At 70.1% G+C, this 16,754-nt stretch carries 12 protein-coding genes; 4 read left to right on the top strand and 8 right to left on the bottom strand.

Annotated elements, in window-relative coordinates; genetic code table 11:
• Positions 1-227 precede the first annotated feature (227 nt).
• The gene (locus ODJ79_RS03960; RefSeq protein WP_263021921.1) at positions 228-2,411 is read left to right on the top strand and encodes a hypothetical protein; all 2,184 of its coding nucleotides are present in this window, start codon (positions 228-230) and stop codon (positions 2,409-2,411) included.
• Between the two features lie 95 nt (positions 2,412-2,506).
• On the opposite strand, the gene ODJ79_RS03955 is transcribed toward ODJ79_RS03960, so the two are convergent.
• A complete protein-coding gene (locus ODJ79_RS03955) occupies positions 2,507-3,751 on the bottom strand; it encodes an MFS transporter (RefSeq protein WP_263021920.1) in 1,245 nt (414 codons plus the stop codon).
• A gap of 72 nt (positions 3,752-3,823) precedes the next feature.
• On the opposite strand from ODJ79_RS03955, the gene ODJ79_RS03950 reads away from it, so the two are divergent.
• Positions 3,824-4,783: a GlxA family transcriptional regulator gene (locus ODJ79_RS03950; protein ID WP_263021919.1), complete on the top strand. Its 960-nt coding sequence runs from the start codon at positions 3,824-3,826 to the stop codon at positions 4,781-4,783.
• 37 nt (positions 4,784-4,820) lie between these two features.
• On the opposite strand, the gene ODJ79_RS03945 is transcribed toward ODJ79_RS03950, so the two are convergent.
• Positions 4,821-5,426, bottom strand: a complete 606-nt coding sequence (locus ODJ79_RS03945) for a TetR/AcrR family transcriptional regulator (protein WP_263021918.1) — start codon at positions 5,424-5,426, stop codon at positions 4,821-4,823.
• 59 nt (positions 5,427-5,485) lie between these two features.
• Between ODJ79_RS03945 and ODJ79_RS03940 the strand changes: the two genes are divergently transcribed.
• On the top strand, positions 5,486-5,938 hold the full coding sequence (locus tag ODJ79_RS03940; RefSeq protein WP_263021917.1) for an SRPBCC domain-containing protein: 453 nt from the start codon (positions 5,486-5,488) through the stop codon (positions 5,936-5,938).
• Positions 5,939-5,966: 28 nt separating this feature from the next.
• The gene (locus tag ODJ79_RS03935; RefSeq protein ID WP_263021916.1) at positions 5,967-6,836 is read left to right on the top strand and encodes a hypothetical protein; all 870 of its coding nucleotides are present in this window, start codon (positions 5,967-5,969) and stop codon (positions 6,834-6,836) included.
• Positions 6,837-6,855: 19 nt separating this feature from the next.
• On the opposite strand, the gene ODJ79_RS03930 is transcribed toward ODJ79_RS03935, so the two are convergent.
• The 6 genes from ODJ79_RS03930 to ODJ79_RS03905 form a co-directional block, all read right to left on the bottom strand.
• Positions 6,856-7,803, bottom strand: a complete 948-nt coding sequence (locus ODJ79_RS03930; RefSeq protein ID WP_263021915.1) for a hypothetical protein — start codon at positions 7,801-7,803, stop codon at positions 6,856-6,858.
• Positions 7,800-9,368, bottom strand: a complete 1,569-nt coding sequence (locus ODJ79_RS03925; protein WP_263021914.1) for a M48 family metallopeptidase — start codon at positions 9,366-9,368, stop codon at positions 7,800-7,802. Before ODJ79_RS03925 ends, ODJ79_RS03930 begins: the two co-directional genes overlap by 4 nt.
• A 140-nt stretch (positions 9,369-9,508) precedes the next feature.
• On the bottom strand, positions 9,509-12,502 hold the full coding sequence (locus tag ODJ79_RS03920; RefSeq protein ID WP_263021913.1) for an ExeM/NucH family extracellular endonuclease: 2,994 nt from the start codon (positions 12,500-12,502) through the stop codon (positions 9,509-9,511).
• 275 nt (positions 12,503-12,777) lie between these two features.
• The gene (locus ODJ79_RS03915; protein ID WP_263021912.1) at positions 12,778-14,520 is read right to left on the bottom strand and encodes a M28 family peptidase; all 1,743 of its coding nucleotides are present in this window, start codon (positions 14,518-14,520) and stop codon (positions 12,778-12,780) included.
• A gap of 277 nt (positions 14,521-14,797) precedes the next feature.
• Positions 14,798-15,700, bottom strand: coding sequence for an SGNH/GDSL hydrolase family protein (locus ODJ79_RS03910; protein ID WP_263021911.1), 903 nt, complete (start codon positions 15,698-15,700; stop codon positions 14,798-14,800).
• Positions 15,701-15,959: 259 nt separating this feature from the next.
• The gene (locus ODJ79_RS03905) at positions 15,960-16,724 is read right to left on the bottom strand and encodes a glycosyltransferase family 2 protein (protein WP_263021910.1); all 765 of its coding nucleotides are present in this window, start codon (positions 16,722-16,724) and stop codon (positions 15,960-15,962) included.
• Positions 16,725-16,754: the final 30 nt, after the last annotated feature.

Here is a 16,754-nt window from a genome sequence, read left to right as displayed (position 1 = left end):
AGTGCCATCTCGCACCTCGCACCGTGATCGTCGCCCCGATCCCACTACCGGCCCCGGGCACGGTGGCGGTCGCGGTCGGTCGGATCTGAATTCGGATAATACTTCCATAATGGCAGGGTTTGAGGGTTGCAGCAGCCTTGTCGACAATCGCGAGCCGATCGCTCGGACATCGGGTGTGACCAGCGGTTTTCCCCGCATGTTCGCCCCTTTGCCGGGAGACTGGTGACGTGTCGTCCGCTGAGCAGCCGGGCCGGACCAAACGGCGCCGGGTCTGGTGGTGGGTGCTCGCGGTCGGGGCGCTGGCTGCGGCGGTCGCTCTGATCGTCATCGTCCGGATCCGGCCGTCCCCGCCTCGGGAGCAGCCCGCTCCCGAGGCGGCGCGGATCGCCGGCCTGGCCGACCTGACGCCCCCGGCGGGGCCCTCCTGGGAGTCGCGGCCGGTGTCCGTCAGCGGGTTACGAACGGTGGCGACGGCCGATGCCGCGGATTTCGCCCTGCACACCGTGAGCGGCGACAAGCGGTTCCTGCCGGGAGTGAATCTGGGCAGCACCACGCCGGGACATCAGCCGGGGGAACTCGCGATCACCGCGGAGGACTACCGGGCCTGGTTCGACGCGATGGATCGGCTGGGCATCCGGGTGGTCCGCATCTACACGATCCACCCCCCGGCCTTCTACGCCGAACTGGCGGCGCACAACCGGGCGCACCCCGACCGGCCGCTGTATCTGATGCAGGGCGTCTACCTGCCGGACGAGTCGTACGTGACCACCGGCAATCTGTACGAGCCGCGGTTCACCCAAGCGTTCACCGACGAGTTGCGCGACGCCTCCGCCGCGGTCGGCGGGCACCTGTCCCGGCCACCCACGCCGGGCCGGGCCGGCGGCACCTGGAGCGTCGACGTCGGCGACTGGCTCGCCGGCTGGATCATCGGGGTGGAGTGGGACCCGAACGCGACGGCCGCCAGCGATCGGGCCAACGCCACCGCCCCGCCGGCGACCGGCCGCTACTTCCGCAGCACCGCCGGAGCCAGCCCGACGGAACGGTGGCTGGCCGCCCGGATGGACGAGCTGGCCGCCGCGGAGGCGGCCGCCGGGCGCAGCGCACCGATCGCGTTCGCGAACTGGCCGACCACCGACCCGATCGCCCACCCGTACGAGCCGCTGCCGCAGGAGGATCTCGTCGGCGTCGACGCCAACCACGTCCAGCCGACCGCGGCGTGGCCCGGTGGCACCTTCGCCAGCTACCACGCCTACCCGTACTACCCGGACTTCCAGCGGTACCAGCCCGAACTGCAGACCTACCGGTACGCCGGGCGCGCCGACCCGTACGCCGGCTACCTGAACCAGCTGCGCGAACACCATCGCGGCATGCCGGTCCTGATCACCGAGTTCGGGGTGCCGTCCAGCGTGGGCACCGCACACATCGGACCGCTGGGCCGCGGCCAGGGCGACCACGACGAGGCGGAGGCGATGCGCATCGACGCCGAGTTGCTGCGCATGATCAAGGACCTGGGGTTGTCCGGCGGGTTCCTGTTCGAGTGGTCCGACGAGTGGTTCAAGCTGACCTGGAACACCGTGGCCCACCAGGTTCCGGCCGACCGGCGACCGCTGTGGCACGATCCGCTCACCAACGAGCAGTATTTCGGGCTCATCGCCACCGACCCCACCGGCGAACCGGACGCCACCCCGCAGACGCTGATCGACGACCCGGCCGCCCGGCCGGCGAGCGCCGTACGGGCCACCCTCGACGAGTCGTACCTGCATCTCGTCGTTCGGCTGCCCGAGCCGCTCCCGGCGAAGCTCACCGTCGGCCTGGACGTCCTGCCCCGACTGACCGGCCGGCCCCCACCGGGCAGCAACGACACGCGGCCCGACACCGCCTTCGCGCTGGACCTGGCCGCACACACCGGGCAGGCCTGGATCCGCATCCCGCTCGACCCGCTGGCGCTGGACTCTCCGGTGCCGCCGGCCGCCCGCCCCGCGCCGGTCGACGGCTGGCAGCAGTACCAGCTCGTCGTGAACCGGGAGCAGATCGCGCCGATGTCCGGCCGGCACACCCCGGTGGAGCTGTTCGACGTCGGTCGGCTGCGCTACGGCAGCTGGGACCCCGAGGATCCGCACGCGGACAGCCGCGCGCTGTGGCGCCTCGACGGTACCGAGCTGACGATCCGGATCCCGTGGGCGCTGGCCGGCTTCTCCGACCCGTCCTCCAAGCAGGTCCTGGTCCCGCACGGCACGGTGGCGAGCACCGAAACCAGCCCGGCGGTCGGAGTCCTGCTCGCCGACGGAACCGGCCCCGATCAGCTCGCCGGTTCCGTCCGGTGGAACGTCTGGCAGCGCACCTACTACACCGAACGCCTCAAACCGGAGGCGAGCGTCGTCCGTGACGCCTGCATCGCCACCGCCGCGTGAAGAACCACCGCCGCGTGAAGAACCACCGCCGCGTGAAGAACCACCGCCGCGTGAAGAACCACCGCCGCGTGAAGAACCACCGCGCGTGAAGCGCATCAGCCGAGCCGCCGCGCTGCGGTCGGCGGACGGCCCCGAAGGTTGCGGATCGGGCGGACCAGCAGCAGGGCCGTGACCACGGCGGCCGTGACGGCCGTCGAGAGGATCAGCAGGTCACGGGGCGCGACGACGGCCGACGCCGGGCCGATCAGTGCCTGGCCCGCCGCGATGCCGGAGACGGAGCCGGCGACCTCGTAGGCGGTGACCCGGTTGAGCACCTCCGGGGATACGCAGGTCTGAATGCTCGTGGACCACATCACCGACCAAAACGCCATTGCCGCACCGCCGATGAGGTGCGCGATGACCAGGGTGGGCAGCGCAGGCTCCAGCCCGACCGACAGCGGGACGGCCGCGAACCCGGTCAACGCCACGGCACCCGCGGCCAGCGGCCGGGACGGGCGGAACCGGATCGCGACGAGTCCGCCGACCACCATGCCGGCGCCGAGGCCGGCGATCGTCCAGCCGTACGCCGATGCGCCGAGCCGGCCGCCGATGAGCTGGGAGGCGAGCGGGACGTACGGTCCGAACACGAACAGGCCGAAGCAGACCCAGATCAGGATGACCGACCACAGCCAGGTGCGAGCGCGCACCTCGACCCAGCCGCGCCGCAGGTCGCGCAGCACCGTTCCGGCGACCCGGACCGTGGTGGTGGGCGCGGACCGGATCAGCGCCAGGCAGAGGCCGCTGAACAGGAACGTGCCGGCGTCGAGGGCGTAGACCGCGCCGGCCCCGATGGAGACCATCAGCAGTCCGGCGAGGACCGGGCCGCCGAGTTGGGTCACCGCGTCGGCGATCTTGAGGGTGCCGTTGGCGCGCTGCGGGTCCCGGGCGACGAGCGGCACCATGCCGTTGACCCCTGGTTGGAACATGGCGGCCGCGGTGCCCGCGAGCGTGGCGGCCAGCAGCAGCAGCCACAGTGGCGGGGCGCCGGCGAGGAAGGCCACGGCGAGCACGCTCTGAGTGGCGGCACGGACCGCGTCCGCGCCGATCATCATGGTGCGCGCGCCGATCCGGTCGGAGAAGACCCCGCCGAAGGCGATGAAGAGCACGAACGGCGCGGTCCATACGGCAAGAACGTACCCCACGCCCGACACCCCGTAGAGGGCGCCGACGGCGACGGCCGCCGCGACCGGCATCATCGCGTCGCCCAGCAGCGATACCGCTCGAGCCGCGAAGTACAGCGAAAAATCCCTGTTCCAGAGGGTGGTCGGGGCAATCATGACCGGTGCGCCGTCAGCAATCATGATCCACCATCCTGCTGGCCGCCCAGCGCCCGCACAGGCGTCGGGCACGACAACATTGGGTACATTCGTGCCATGACGCATCGGGCTCACCGGGTGGTCGCGCTGGTCGGCCCGCTCCTGGAGCTGTACCCCGTGACCTGCGCCTCCGCGGTGTTCGGCTACCACGGGCCGGACATCCCTCAGCACTACGAGTTCCGGATGTGCACCGAGCGGCCCGGCCCGGTGCCGACCACGCTGGGCGTGGAGGTCGCGGTGCCACACGGCCTGGCGGCACTGGACGAGGCCGATACCGTCCTCCTCGCGGGCTGGTCCCCCGGTCCGGACTTCTCCCCCGAGATCGGCGACGCCGTGCTGGCCGCGCACGCCCGCGGCGCCCGGATCGTCGGGATCCACGGCGGCGTGTACGTGCCGGCCCGGCTGGGCCTGCTCGACGGTCGCCGAGCGGCCGCGCACTGGGACTGCACCGACGACCTGGCCCGGCGATACCCGAGCGTGCACGCCGACGGCACCGTGCTCTACATCGACCATGGCGACGTCGCGACCGCCGGGGCCTCGGCCACCGCCGTCGACCTGTGCCTCAACCAGGTCGGCCGGGAGCACGGCGAGGCTCTGGCGATGCGAATCGGGCGGCAGCTCTCCGCCGCCCCGCCCCGGCGGGGTTGCCAACTGCAGGGTCCCGCGCCGGCCACGCTCGGCCCGATCCCGGACTCCCTGGCGCCGCTGCTCGACTGGGCCATCGCCAACCTCGACCAGCCGCTGACCCTGCGGGACCTGGCCGGCCGGTCGGGCCTGTCGGCGCGCACCCTCAACCGGCACTTCGTCGAGCAGCTCGGCATCTCGCCCGGCCGCTGGCTGCTCGACCAGCGCATCGCCCTGACCCGCGCCCTGCTCGAGGAGACCGACCTCCCGGTCGAGACGATCGCGGTCCGCGTCGGACTGTCGTCGGCGGTCAACCTGCGCCGGCGGTTCCGCAACGCCCTGGCCACCACCCCGGCCGCCTACCGGCACACCTTCCGCTCACCGGCGGCCTGACCATCGTGGGCTCGGCCCCAAACTCCGGCGAGGAGGGTCAGCCCGATATCTCGGCGAGGATGGCTCGTGCGGTCCGCCGGGCGGCGGCGACGACGGCCTCGTCGCTGGTGCCGGTGGCCGGGGCGGCTAGGGCGGCCGCATTGATGCTGAGCACGGCCATGCGCAGCAGCACCACGTTCTGCGGTGACGGGTCGGGCAGGAGCGCGGTCAGCTCGTCGCCGAAGTCCCGCAGGCTCGCACCGATCCGGTCGCCGCCGGGCCGGCTGGTCAGGGTGCGGGTGACGAGCGGGTTGGCATTCATGAACCGGATGCCTTGCAGTTTCTCGGCGCTGAACGAGTCCACCCAGCGCAGCACCGCCGCCGCCAGCAGGTCCGGGGTGCGGGGCTGCTCTCGCAACCAGGTCAGCAGTTGCTCGGCCTCGGTGCCGCGCTCATCGAACAGCGATTGCAGGATCGCCTCTTTGCTGTCGAAGTAGTAGTACAGCGAGGCCTTGTTGATGCCGAGCTCGTCGGCGATCTGCCGCAGCGACGTCGCCTCGTAGCCCTGCTCGGTGAACAGTCGCAGCGCCGTTCGACGTACGAGCGCATGGGTCTCGGCTCCGTCGCGGCGTCCCGTCGCGCGGGCTCGGCTTGGGGTGGTCATGCGCGGAGTCTACCTAACGGCCGGTTGACTGCCTACCTAACGGTAGGTAGGCTGCGGTCATGAGCGAGTACACCGTGATCCGCGACTACCCGTATCCCGTGGCAGAGGTTTGGCACGTCCTCACCGATCCGGAGCAGGTCGCGCAGTGGACCACCACCGGCCAGGGTGGACGCCCCGAGGGCTTCGCTCCCGTGCCCGGCACCAGGTTCCGGTTCGTCGGCAAGCCGACCATGGGCTGGTCCGGCGTCGTCCACTGCGAAGTGATCTCCGTGACCGCGCCGCATGCCATGCGTTACACCTGGAAGGGCGACCAGGACAGCGACGACGTCACCGAGGTGACCTACCTGCTCGAGCCCCTCCCCCACGGCACCCGGCTCACCTGGCGGCACACCGGCTTCACCGGGGTCGGCGGGTTCGCGATGTCGAGGCTGCTCGGCTCGGTGCGCAAGAGGATGCTCGCCGACGGTCTGCCGGCCGCGCTCGAGGCGTACCACGCACGCGAGGTCGCGTAGCCTGACCCCGGTCGAAGGGAGCCGAGCGGTGGCCAGGCTGTTGTGCGTGCTGACGAGCCTCGTGAACGAGACCCGGGAGTCGGCGAAATTCCGCACGCGGGGACGGGTCCGGGAAAAGGTGACCCGGGGGGACGAGGTTCTCCTGCGCGGGCTCGACGGCACCCCCGTCGGGTACGCGTCCGTCGCCGCGGTGGTGCCCACCGGCTTGATCATCGCGCTTGCCCTGGACGGGCTGGCCGGCGCCGACGTGCCGTTGAGTGCCGAGGTCTGGCTGCCGGACGGGGACGGCGATCCGGGACCGCCGGCGCCGGCCCACACGATGAACGGACCGGCCACGCCGGCGGCGTCGGCCGCGGTCGTCGGCGTGACCTGCGTGGTGTGCGGCACCGAGCAGCCGGCGCAGCCCTTCGCCGAGCCGTTGCGCTGCCCGCGATGCTCGGCGTACCTGGTGGTCGGCGCCACGCAGACCCGCGAGCTCGGCCGGAACCAGCTCATGCCCACGCCGTCGCTGCTCGTCCCGTTACCGGCGCTCGCCGGGCCGGTCGACTGGCCGCGGATGTGCGCGTGCTGCGGCGGACCGGCCGAGACGTCCGCGGCGGTGACCACCGGCGGGTCGATGCACCAGGCGATGACCGGCGGCGCCCTGGACTTCGTCTTCCGGCAGATCCCGGTGGCCCGGTCGCTGAGCCCGTCGTGGTACGAGACGTACCGGTCGGTGGGCGCGGGTGCGAGCGGCGGCCCGGCGCCCGGCTGGGAGTTTCCGCTGTGCGGGGTGGACAACGCCGACCACCGGGATCCGGTCCGGGTGTGGACCGAGGACGGCGCCCTGGGATTCCGGAGCTACCACTACTACCGGGAGTTCTGCCGGGCCAACCGGCTCGGCCCGGCCGCGGCGTAAAGCGGTGCAAAGACGCCGGTCAGCCGGCGGCGTAGCAGGCGTCCCGGGCCTCTCGGAACGTGCCGGTCTGGTCTCCGTACCAGTTCCACGGGTCGGCGCCGCAGTAGTCGCCGAGCGCGCGGAACTGCACCGCACCCTCGGCCGGCCGGCCCGCCTGCCACAGGCCGTGTGCCAGCCAGTGCCGCAGGTACGGCAGGCCGGGGTGGGCCGAGTCGGCGGCGGCCGCGTCCGCGATGCCCGCGTCGAGGGCCTGATTGAACCGGGCACCACGGTAGAACTCCGTGCGGGCGGGGCCCTCCTTCGGCCGGAACTCCAGGTAGAGCATCTCCAGGCGCACCGCGGTCAGGGCCGTGCCGAGCGGTGCGTCGGCGAGGGCGCCCTCGACGTACTGCTCGACCTGGTCGAGGCTGCCGAACCAGCGGGGCAGGAAGTAACGCATCGCGCGCTGGTGCGACGTATACGAGTGCGGGGCACGCTCGCGGATCTTCCCGAGCAGGTCTCGGTACTCGTCGTTCGACCACTGCAGGCCCATCGCGGCGCTCTGCATCGCGATCAGCGGGCCCGGGTCGGCCGGGTCCGCGGTGGTGGCGCGGTCGAGGATCATCTGGGCGTTGCGCAGCGTACGGAAGAAGGTCTGCCACTGCTCGCGGTTGACCTGGTCGGACTGCCCAGCGGTGCGCACGTCCCAGGCCACGCTGACCACGTAGTTGATCTGTACGGCGAGGGCCGCGGCGTTCGCGGGCTCGTGCGCGACCCAGTCCCACAGCCACCGGTCGTCCTGCGCGGCGGCATCGCCGAGCTGCCGCATCAGCACGAGCCGGTACTCCGACGCGGGCGGCAGCGAGGCCAGCCGTGCCGACATCGCCCGCCAGTCGTGGGCGGCCACCATGGCGGCCGCCTCCTGCTCGGCCGCGATCGGGCCGGCCGAGCCCTCGTCGATCCGGGCCTGGGTCACCTGGGCCGTCATGCGGGCACCACCTGTCGGATCAGGGCCGTGTCCGGCCACATCGTCAGCAATGCCTCGACACCCTCGCCGAGCGTCTTCTCCTGGCCGCCGGCCAGCTGCATCTCGCCGCCGAAGCCCGACCAGGAGTGCCGGATCGTCGCCCGGCCGGAGGGCACCAGCTCGAACACCGCCCAGGCGGCGAGCATCCGGCCGAGCGCGTTCTTCTTGAACTCGCGCTGGGCCGGCGGCGGCACGTTGAGCTTCCGCGCCGTCTCGGTGTGGTCCATCCGGTCCAGGATCTCGGGCAGCCGGCCGGCCTCGACCAGCGCCAGGAAGTCGGTGAACCGGGCCGGCCGGCCGATCATCGTGCTGACCAGGTGCACGATCGGCTGCGAGTTCTCCTGGGCACTGCCGATGCGGGCGGTCCGGGCGATGGTCTCCCAGTCGGCGATCTGTGCGCCGGCGACGTGCTCGCGCAGCATCTGCTGGCCCAGCGCGGTGAGCACCGCATACGGGTTGGCCAGCAGCGCGAACGCCCGCGTCGGAGGACCGTCGGCCGCCGGCGCCGGGGCCCGGCCGTCGTCGGGCAACGCCATGATCGCGGCGATCCGGTCGGGGATCGGCGGGTGTGAGTCGAAGGCGTGCGCCTCCTGCTCGTCGTCCGCGTCGTCGAACTTGGCCATCTGCTTCGCCCGCTCCGGGTCCGCCAGGAACTCGCCGAACCCGCCGAGCACCTCCACCGGCGGCGGCGCCAGCTTCCGCGCCAGGCCCCGCCCGATGAACTCGTTGAGGTAGAGGTCGTAGGCCGCGTCGGTGGCGGGCAGCTTGCGCAGCGCGGAGGCGGCGTTCTCCCGGCCACCGGCGGTCGCGGCGATCCGATCCGCGGCGTACTCCTGCTCGCGGCTGATCGCGAAGGTCTGCTTCAAAACCAGGATTGCGTACGCCCGGAACAGCTCCGCATAGATTTGGCTGCCGGGCCATTGGAACTTGCCGGACTTGCCCACCTGCTTGCTGACCGCCTGCATCGCGGCCATCACGCCGGCCCGTGCGCGGCCGGCGAGCGGCGCCAGGCGGGAGTGGCGGTCGCTGTAGTGGCCGAGCTCGTGGGCGAGGACCGCCTCCAGCTCGGGCACGGTCAGCGCCTGCATGAGCGGCACGCCGACCATCATCCGGCGCTTGCCGGGGAGCAGGCCCATCAGGTGCGCGTGCTCCAGCACAGCCGCGTTGACCTCGGGCACGAGCCGGATCTCGGCCGGCGGGCGGGTGCCGACCACCTCGGCGAGCGCGTTCACCCGGCGCCACAGCTCGGGCTGGTCGGCGGGGCCGACCGGGATGCCGGTCAGATCCTTGCGACGCACGCGGACCGAGACGAACAGGCCGCGGACCACGACGATGAAGATGCCGACGGTCGCCGCCAGGAGCACGAGGGCCAGCTTGGGGGCATGCCAGCCGGCGTTCGTCGTGCCGAACAGCAGCTTGAACGCGAAGACGTCGAGCACCACCATGCCGACCAGCAGCAGCAGGCAGAGCAGGTAGAACCCGAGCAGGAGAGCAACGATCTTCGCGGCCCGGCCCAGTGTCGCCATGCGCATTCCCCGTTCCGAACATGAGCCGCTTTCGGCAGGGCCGACAGTGTGCCACAAAGATCGTCCGTGGGCGGCCCCTGTTCTGGGGTGCGGAAGGGCCGCCCGAGCACGAAGCTCGAGCGGCCCTCGCGGTCGAGGTATCAGCCGATCAGCTTCCAGGGGCCCCACGGGTCGCCGGGCTTCTGGTTGCGGGTCCACCACTGCGCCTGGTAGCGCTTGCCCTGGTAGGAGACCACGTCGCCGGCCACGAAGATGCGGGACGGGGTCCAGAGCGCGGTGCCGTCCTGGGTGGTGAGGATCTCCTCCCAGGGACCGTAGACGTCGCCCGGCTTCTGGTTCAGGGTCCACCAGAGGGCCCGCCAGGTGGAGCCGTTGTAGTAGACCAGGTCGCCGGAGTTGTAGATCTTCGACTTGTTCCAGTCGGGGGCCGACGGGAGGGCCAGGCCGACGAGCTCCGGGTCGTGGTCGGAGGCGGCGAACGGGTCGCCGGCGTTGAAGAACTGGGTGACGTTGTAGTTGTAGCGGCTGTACGCGTACGCGATCGCTTCCTGCGCGTTGATCTGCCAGGTGTCGGCGCCGGTGACCATGGCCTTGGCGCCGGGGTTGGCGACCACGTGGTCGAGCGAGCCCTGGAGACCGTTGAACGAGTAGGTCTGCTCGGCCGGGTTCAGGGTGGAGCCCATGTCGGTGTAGCCGCCCGCGTAGAGCGTCTCCATCGGGTCCTCGTGGGTGTACGCGTTGAAGTCGCCGACCAGGAAGATCCGGTCGGTCTTCAGCCCCGCGGCCACCGACGAGGCGAAGGCGATGGTGTCCTGCGCCTCGTGCACCCGGGTGGCGTTGAACGCGCCCTGATCGAACGCCTGCGAGGACGTGTCCTCCTCGTCGCCGGGGTAGAGCGGGGTGCCCGGGCCCTTCGACTTCCAGTGGTTGGCGACCACCACGAACGCGTTGTCGTCGGTGGCGCCGACCTTCTTGAAGCCCTGGGCCAGCGGCTCACGGGCGATCGAGAAGGACTGCCCGGGACCGGACGCGGTGGTCAGCACCTGGGACTGGCCGACGAGCGCGACCTCGGCCGGCTTGTAGATGAACGCGGTGCGGATCACGTCCTGGTCGGCGCGGGCGGGCAGCTTGTCGGCGGGCGGGGACGGCACGTACGCCCAGACGGTGGAGCCCGCGGCGGCGTTGAGCGCGTCGACCAGCCCGGCCAGCGCGGTGTCCCGCGGCTGGTTGAACCAGACCGAGTTCTCGACCTCCTCGAGCGAGACGACCGAGGCGCCGAGCCGGTTGATGCCGGTGACGATCTTCGCCTGCTGACGGGCGAAGCTGGCGTCGTTGGCGGCGCCGCGCGGGCCGGTGCCGGTGCAGGTGTTGACGCCGATGTGGTTGCCGGCCCGGTCGTTGTAGTAGGTGCAGGTGCCCAGGCCGGCCGCCTCGTACTTCTCCCCGGTGGTCGGGAAGTAGTTCTCCACGTTGAAGGTGGCCAGGACCGGGCCGCCGAACGACCGCGGGTGCTGGTTGCCGGTGCGCAGGTCGCTGAACGTGGCGACCGCCGAGCCGTCGTCGGTGACCTGGTGCTGCGGCTGGAAGTTCCACAGCGAGAACCGGTACTCGAGAACCACCGGCTGGTGGAAGGTGACCGTCGAGCCGATGGTGACCGCGCCGGTCGGGGTCAGCCACGGCACCGGCTTGCCGGTGTTGGCGGCGGTCGAGTAGTTCAGGCTCGAACCGTCGTCCAGGGTGATCATCCGGGCGGCGTTGTCGGCGGCGACGGCCTGCGCGGTGGCGCTGCCCGCGGTGCCGGCGTCGGTCGGCTGGCGCAGCGGGGTGTCGCCGGCGGCAAGGGTGAACGAGCCGTACCAGTTGGTGTCGTAGTTGTCGGAGACGGTGAAGGTGCCCTGCGGCGCGACGAGCTCGCCCTCGTGTGCTTCCTTTTCGGCGTCGGTGTCCAGGCCGGACCACGGGATCGCGCGCGGCTCGACGGCCGGGAGCGGGGTGTCCAGCCTGGTCACCGTCGGGCCGGTGATCTCGGTTTCGCCCGAGAACTCCTGGACCTTGCCGGTGACCTGGACGCTGTCGCCCACGGCAACCTGGGCGGCGGAGTTCGAGCCGAAGACGAAGACGCCGTCGGAGGCGCCGGGGGTGGTGTCGGGGCCGGGGGTCTCGACGAAGAAGCCGTTGAACCCGCCGGTCGGGTAGGCCGCGGTCACCACGCCCTGGGTGACGACCGTCTGGTTGACGTACGGGGACGTGTCGGTGTCGGTGCCCTGGATCTGGGCGATCGTCAGGGTGACCGCCGGAGCGACAACCACGAAGCTGAAGGTCGCCGACGCCGATCTGCCCGAGGTGTCAGCAGCGGTGACCACCACTGACGACGTTCCCGCGGCCGCCGGCGTGCCCGAGATGACCCCCGAGCCGGAAATATCCAGACCAACCGGCAGGCCGGTCGCCGTCCAGGTGTACGGCGGGGTGCCGCCGTCGGCGTTCAGCGTGATCGGGGCGATGGCGGTGCCGGCGGTCGCATTCTGAGTGCCCGGGTTGACGACGGAAATGTCGGAAACCGGCGTGGCAGCCGTCGGCGTGGGCGTAGCAACCGGGAAGTCGGCGAGATTGTTGTCGGTGTCGGTGCCGTCGGCGGCCCGCTGATAGCTGAGGACGACCGAGTTGCCGGAAGCCGCGGTCCCCTCGGGCGAGTTGCTGGTCCCGTAGCCGATCTTGTCGATCACCGCGCCGTCGGTGGGCAGCACCCCCGTCGTGCTGGCGGCAATGTAGAGCGTGCCGCCGCCCGCGCCCGGGTTCACGCTGCCCCCGGTCGACAGGTCGGGCGTCGGCAGGGCCGCACCGTTCGCGCCGTTGCTCGGCAGCTGGATCAGGAAGTGGCTCTTCGCCGGGACCGACCCGGACAGCGCGAACACCTGCGACCCGCTCGGCGTCACGGTGCTGGTGGGCGCCCGATATTGCAGGGTGTCGCCGGTCAGCGCGATCGCGTCGCCGGTCGGGTTGTACAGCTCGATGAACTTGTTCAGATAACTTGCACCGGCGGAGCCGCCATTGACGTACGCCTCGCTGATGACCAGCCCGGTGCCGGCCGGGTTCGCCAGCGCCGGCGAACCGGTCAGCGAACTGGCAACGGCCACGGTGGACAGCGATAACGCTCCGGCGGCGACGCGCCGGATCAAAGCACGGGACACGACCCCGACCTCCAGGTGAAAAAGGGCCAACGTACGGACGCTAGGCGTCCCGGCCCGATTCAGGGAAGACAAGATCTAAACAATCAACGTCCGTCCTCATACCAGTTCAGTCATCATGATCGCGGCTCGACGAGCGTCCACCGCGGTGTCGTCCTGGATTTCGTCCGGGAGCCGGCTCGATGCCGCAGGGTGGTCGGCCCTGCGGCATCGTCCGGCGGCGGTCAGCTGACGTTCAGCGCGGTGTCGTCGATCACGAAGGACGTCTTCAGTGAGGAGTCTTCCGTCCCGGTGAACTTGAGCGTGACGGTCTGCCCGGCGTAGGCGGCCAGGTTGTACGAGCGCAGGGCGTACGCGCTCGCGTTGAGGTTGGAGAACGTCTGCAGCGTGGTGCTGCCGACCTGCACGGTCAGTTTGTCGTACTGGCTGGTGGTGGTCGTCTCCGACGTGCTGATCTTCAGGTAGAACGACAGCGTGTAGGCGCTGCAACCGGTGGGCAGGGTCACCGACTGGGACAGCGTGTCGGTGTGGGTCGAGCCGTAGCCGTCGAGCCAGGCGTCGCGGGTGCCGGTTCGCGGCGATCCGTCGCCGGTGTTCGCGCCGATGACTCCGGACGACGCGGTCCACGACGTCGTGGTGTTCTCGAAGCCGGGATCGCCGAGCTTCTGGCCGGCGCCGGTGCACCCGCCGGTCCCGTTGACGGTCAGCGTGTACGAGGCACTGTGGACGGCGGAGCCGGTTCCGGTCACCGTGATGGTGTACGAGCCGGGCGCGGCGGACGTGGTGGTGGCGACGGTCATGGTCGATGATCCGCCGGAGGTGACCGACGCCGGGCTGAAGCTCACCGAGACACCGGCGGGGGCGCCGGAGCTGGTCAGCGCAACGGTCTGCGCACTACCGGAGGTGGTGGCGGTGGTCACGGTGGCCGTGGCCGAGGAACCCGGGTTCACCCCGCCCGCGCTCGGGCTGAGCGACACCGAGAAGTCGTTGGCCGGCGCGCTGCCGGTGGTGAGGTTCCAGAGCGCGTACTCCTCGGCGTTGGCCCAGCGGCCCAGGGAGGTGCCGTTGATGTTCGACGGGTAGGAGTCGCATGCCTTGTGGTAGCAGGAGTCGTACGCCTGCCCGGCGGTGCCGCCCCACTTGGCCACCTGGGCGCTGGTCTTCGTGTAGCTGGCCCCGGTCGAGTTGATCGAGGACGGGATGCCGGCGTTGCGGAACGAGCCGTCGTCGCTGCAGCACTCGGTGGACGTCTCGGTGGGCACGTTGATCGAGGTGAAGTACTCGCGCAGCTTCACGGCGACCGCGTCGGTGCCGGTGACGAAGTAGCCGCCGTTGGTGGAGGCGACCATGTCGAAGGTGCCGTACGCCTTGATCGCGGTCTTCTGGGCCGAGGTCAGCGAGTTGACGTAGAACTTGGAGCCGATCAGTCCCTGCTCCTCGCCGGCCCACCAGCCGAGCCGGAGGTGGTTGGTCATGGTCGGGTGGTTCGCGGCCAGCTGGAGCGCGGCTTCCAGCAGCGAGGCCGTGCCGGAGCCATCGTCGTTGATGCCCGGCCCGGCCGACACGCTGTCGGAGTGGGCGCCGAACATGTAGGTGTTGCTGGTGTCGCCGCCCGGCCAGTCAGCGATGACGTTCTTTGCGGAGCCGCTGCACGTGGTGCAGGTCTGCAGGGTGACGGTGAAGCCGGCGGCCTGCAGCTTCTGCTGCAGATAGTTCACCGTCGCGGTGTGGCCCGCCGTGCCGGTGGCCCGGTTGCCGCCGTTGCTGCTGGCGAAGGACTGCAGCTGTTGCAGGTGGCCGTTGACGTTGGTGACATCGACGGTGGGCGGAGCGGCGTTGATTGCCGACACGGATGAGCCGGACAGTCGCACGCCGGTCGAGGCTGCCGCCGGCAGGGCGCTGAGTGCCAGCGTCGCCGCGGCGAAAACAGCTAGGGCAGGTCCTGCCGTCACCGTTCTGAGTCTCATGGGGGGCTCTCCTTGGGTCGAGGCCGATTCACGGCTGGCCTGAGGAGAACAAGAACGGGCCACGCGGCACAAGATATCGAAACACTTATATTTCGAAGTCTGTCATGCCACCTCAGTTGGCTCGCCGCGGGTGTCGGGATCGGCACGCTGCCCACGCCGGTCCTGCGGCAGCTGACCGCCACCGCCGACGAGCCGCCACGGCACCCGCTGTGATGCCCGCGAGACGTAGGCGTCTGAGCCGGTCAGCCTCGTTGGTCACCGAGTGTTCTCGTTCCACCTACGGGTTCTGGTTCTTGTCCTTGAGCCAGACGTAGATTTTCTTGCCGTCTTCCGAGAACCCGATGACCCTGCTCCAATACGCCTTGACCTGCCTCCGCTGGGCCCAGTCATAGTTGACCAGCAGCACATGCTTGGTTTGGGCGAAAGGATTGTCCGCCGGAGCCCGCCAGTTCGGGGCGAGGTTGTCGCGCATGGCTTGGTACCAGTTGTAGGCCATCTTGCGGTAGCCGAAGTCGTTGGGGTGGTGCGCGTCGTCGATGCTCAGGCCGCCGACCGTACTCTGGTCCACCACGTGCACGAGGGGTCCCTTGTCCGCGACGATGCCCGGGATCAGCGCGTTGTAGGCCTTGTTGGTGGCGACCTGATTGGGCAATCGGGTGGCGATAATCTTTGCGACGAAGATCTGCGCCTTGGGCACGGTCGCGTGAATTTGATCAATCATCGCGGACAGCTTCGCCGCGATGTCAGCCGGCGCCTCGGCCCAGCTGACGTTGTTGGTGCCGGCGTGCAACAGCACCACATTAGGCTGGTACGTGCTCAGCCAGCCGTCGAGCTGGGCAGCGATCTGATCGATGGTCCAGCCGCCGTGGCCCTCATTGTCAACATCCCCGTTGCGGCCGTGTCGCTGGGAGCCGACGAAGTCGAATGTTGCGCCAGTGGCCTTGAGGTACTTCTGCAAGAAGTACCGGTATCCGTCACCGGCCGAACTGCCATTACCCACGGTGATGCTGTCACCCAGCGACATGATCCGCAGCCCGGTGCCGGCGGTCGACGCATAAGAGTTGACCGCGACGGGCGTGACTTGGCCCCGCGGGGCCGCCGCGTGCGCCTGACTCGCGGCGGCGGGATTGAGCGCGGAAAGGAGACCGCCCGCAACGACAGCAGCTAGCAAGGACTTCATCAAGGTCACCTACGACGTGAGTTGGCACAAATGCGTCACCCCGCAGTTCGGCCGCGGCACTCCCGTCGTTCAGCTGTTCCTGGGAGCAACTTGGGTCCCGTTACCGCGCGCCCCCATGGGCTGGCCCGACGACCAATCCAGTCACGATGGCTCAATCGTCAGGTAGCCACCAGGATGAGGGCGCCCGGGGAATCTGCGGGGAGCCGCCAGTGCCTTTCCGCGTCGGTCGGGCTGCCGGAGCGACGCGTGCAGAGCGCGGCTAGCCACCGACCTTCACGCGCGGGCGGGCCCCGCCAGGCTGGTACCCCCGCCGGATCCGCCGACGGGCGAACCGCATCCTGAGCACCAGTCCGATCATCTCGAGACCGAGCTTGACCGTCTTGCCGAAGTCGCCGGTGACCGACGAGACTCCGACCCGCTGCTGGTAATTGACGGGGACCTGGACGAGCTTGGTCTGCATGATGACAGCCAGCAGCAACATCTCGAGCCCGTACGCCGACCCGTCCAGCCGGGACTTGTCGAGGATCATGTCCGCCTGCTCCCGGCTCATGATCCGGAAGGTGCAGCCGACATCGCTCAGGTACGAGGTGTTGTACAGCACCTCGACCATCTTGGCGACGGCCCAGTTCCCCCACTGGAGGAACCAGCCCATGTTGGCGCCCTCCCAGACGAAGTTGGAGACCGTGCGGGACCCGATCACGTAGTCGCACTCGGGCAGGAAGGCGAGCAGCTTGTGCAGGTCGGCGGGCTTGAACGTGCCATCCGGCTCGCAGATCGCGATGAGGTCGGTGTTCGCCTCACGCAGCCCTCGCTTGATTGCCGCACCGTAGCCCTGTCGCGTCTCGACGACCTCTCGCGCCACGGTCTTGGCGACCTCTTCGGACGTCCCCTCGGCGGCATTGTTGTTGACCACGATGATCTCGTCGACGAGTCCCAGGGCCGCGAACTGGTTGACGACCTCGGCGATGCTGTCCTTCTCGTTGTAGGTCGGGAGTACGACCGACAGCGATCTGCCGTTCCACATCGGGTTTTACCTCCGTCGGAGAAATTGTCT

Origin of the sequence: Actinoplanes sp. KI2, assembly GCF_025630775.1 — a bacterium.
Taxonomy (GTDB): Bacteria; Actinomycetota; Actinomycetes; order Mycobacteriales; family Micromonosporaceae; genus Actinoplanes.
Note: the sequence above shows the minus strand (reverse complement) of the source record. Positions and strands in the feature narration are given on the sequence as shown.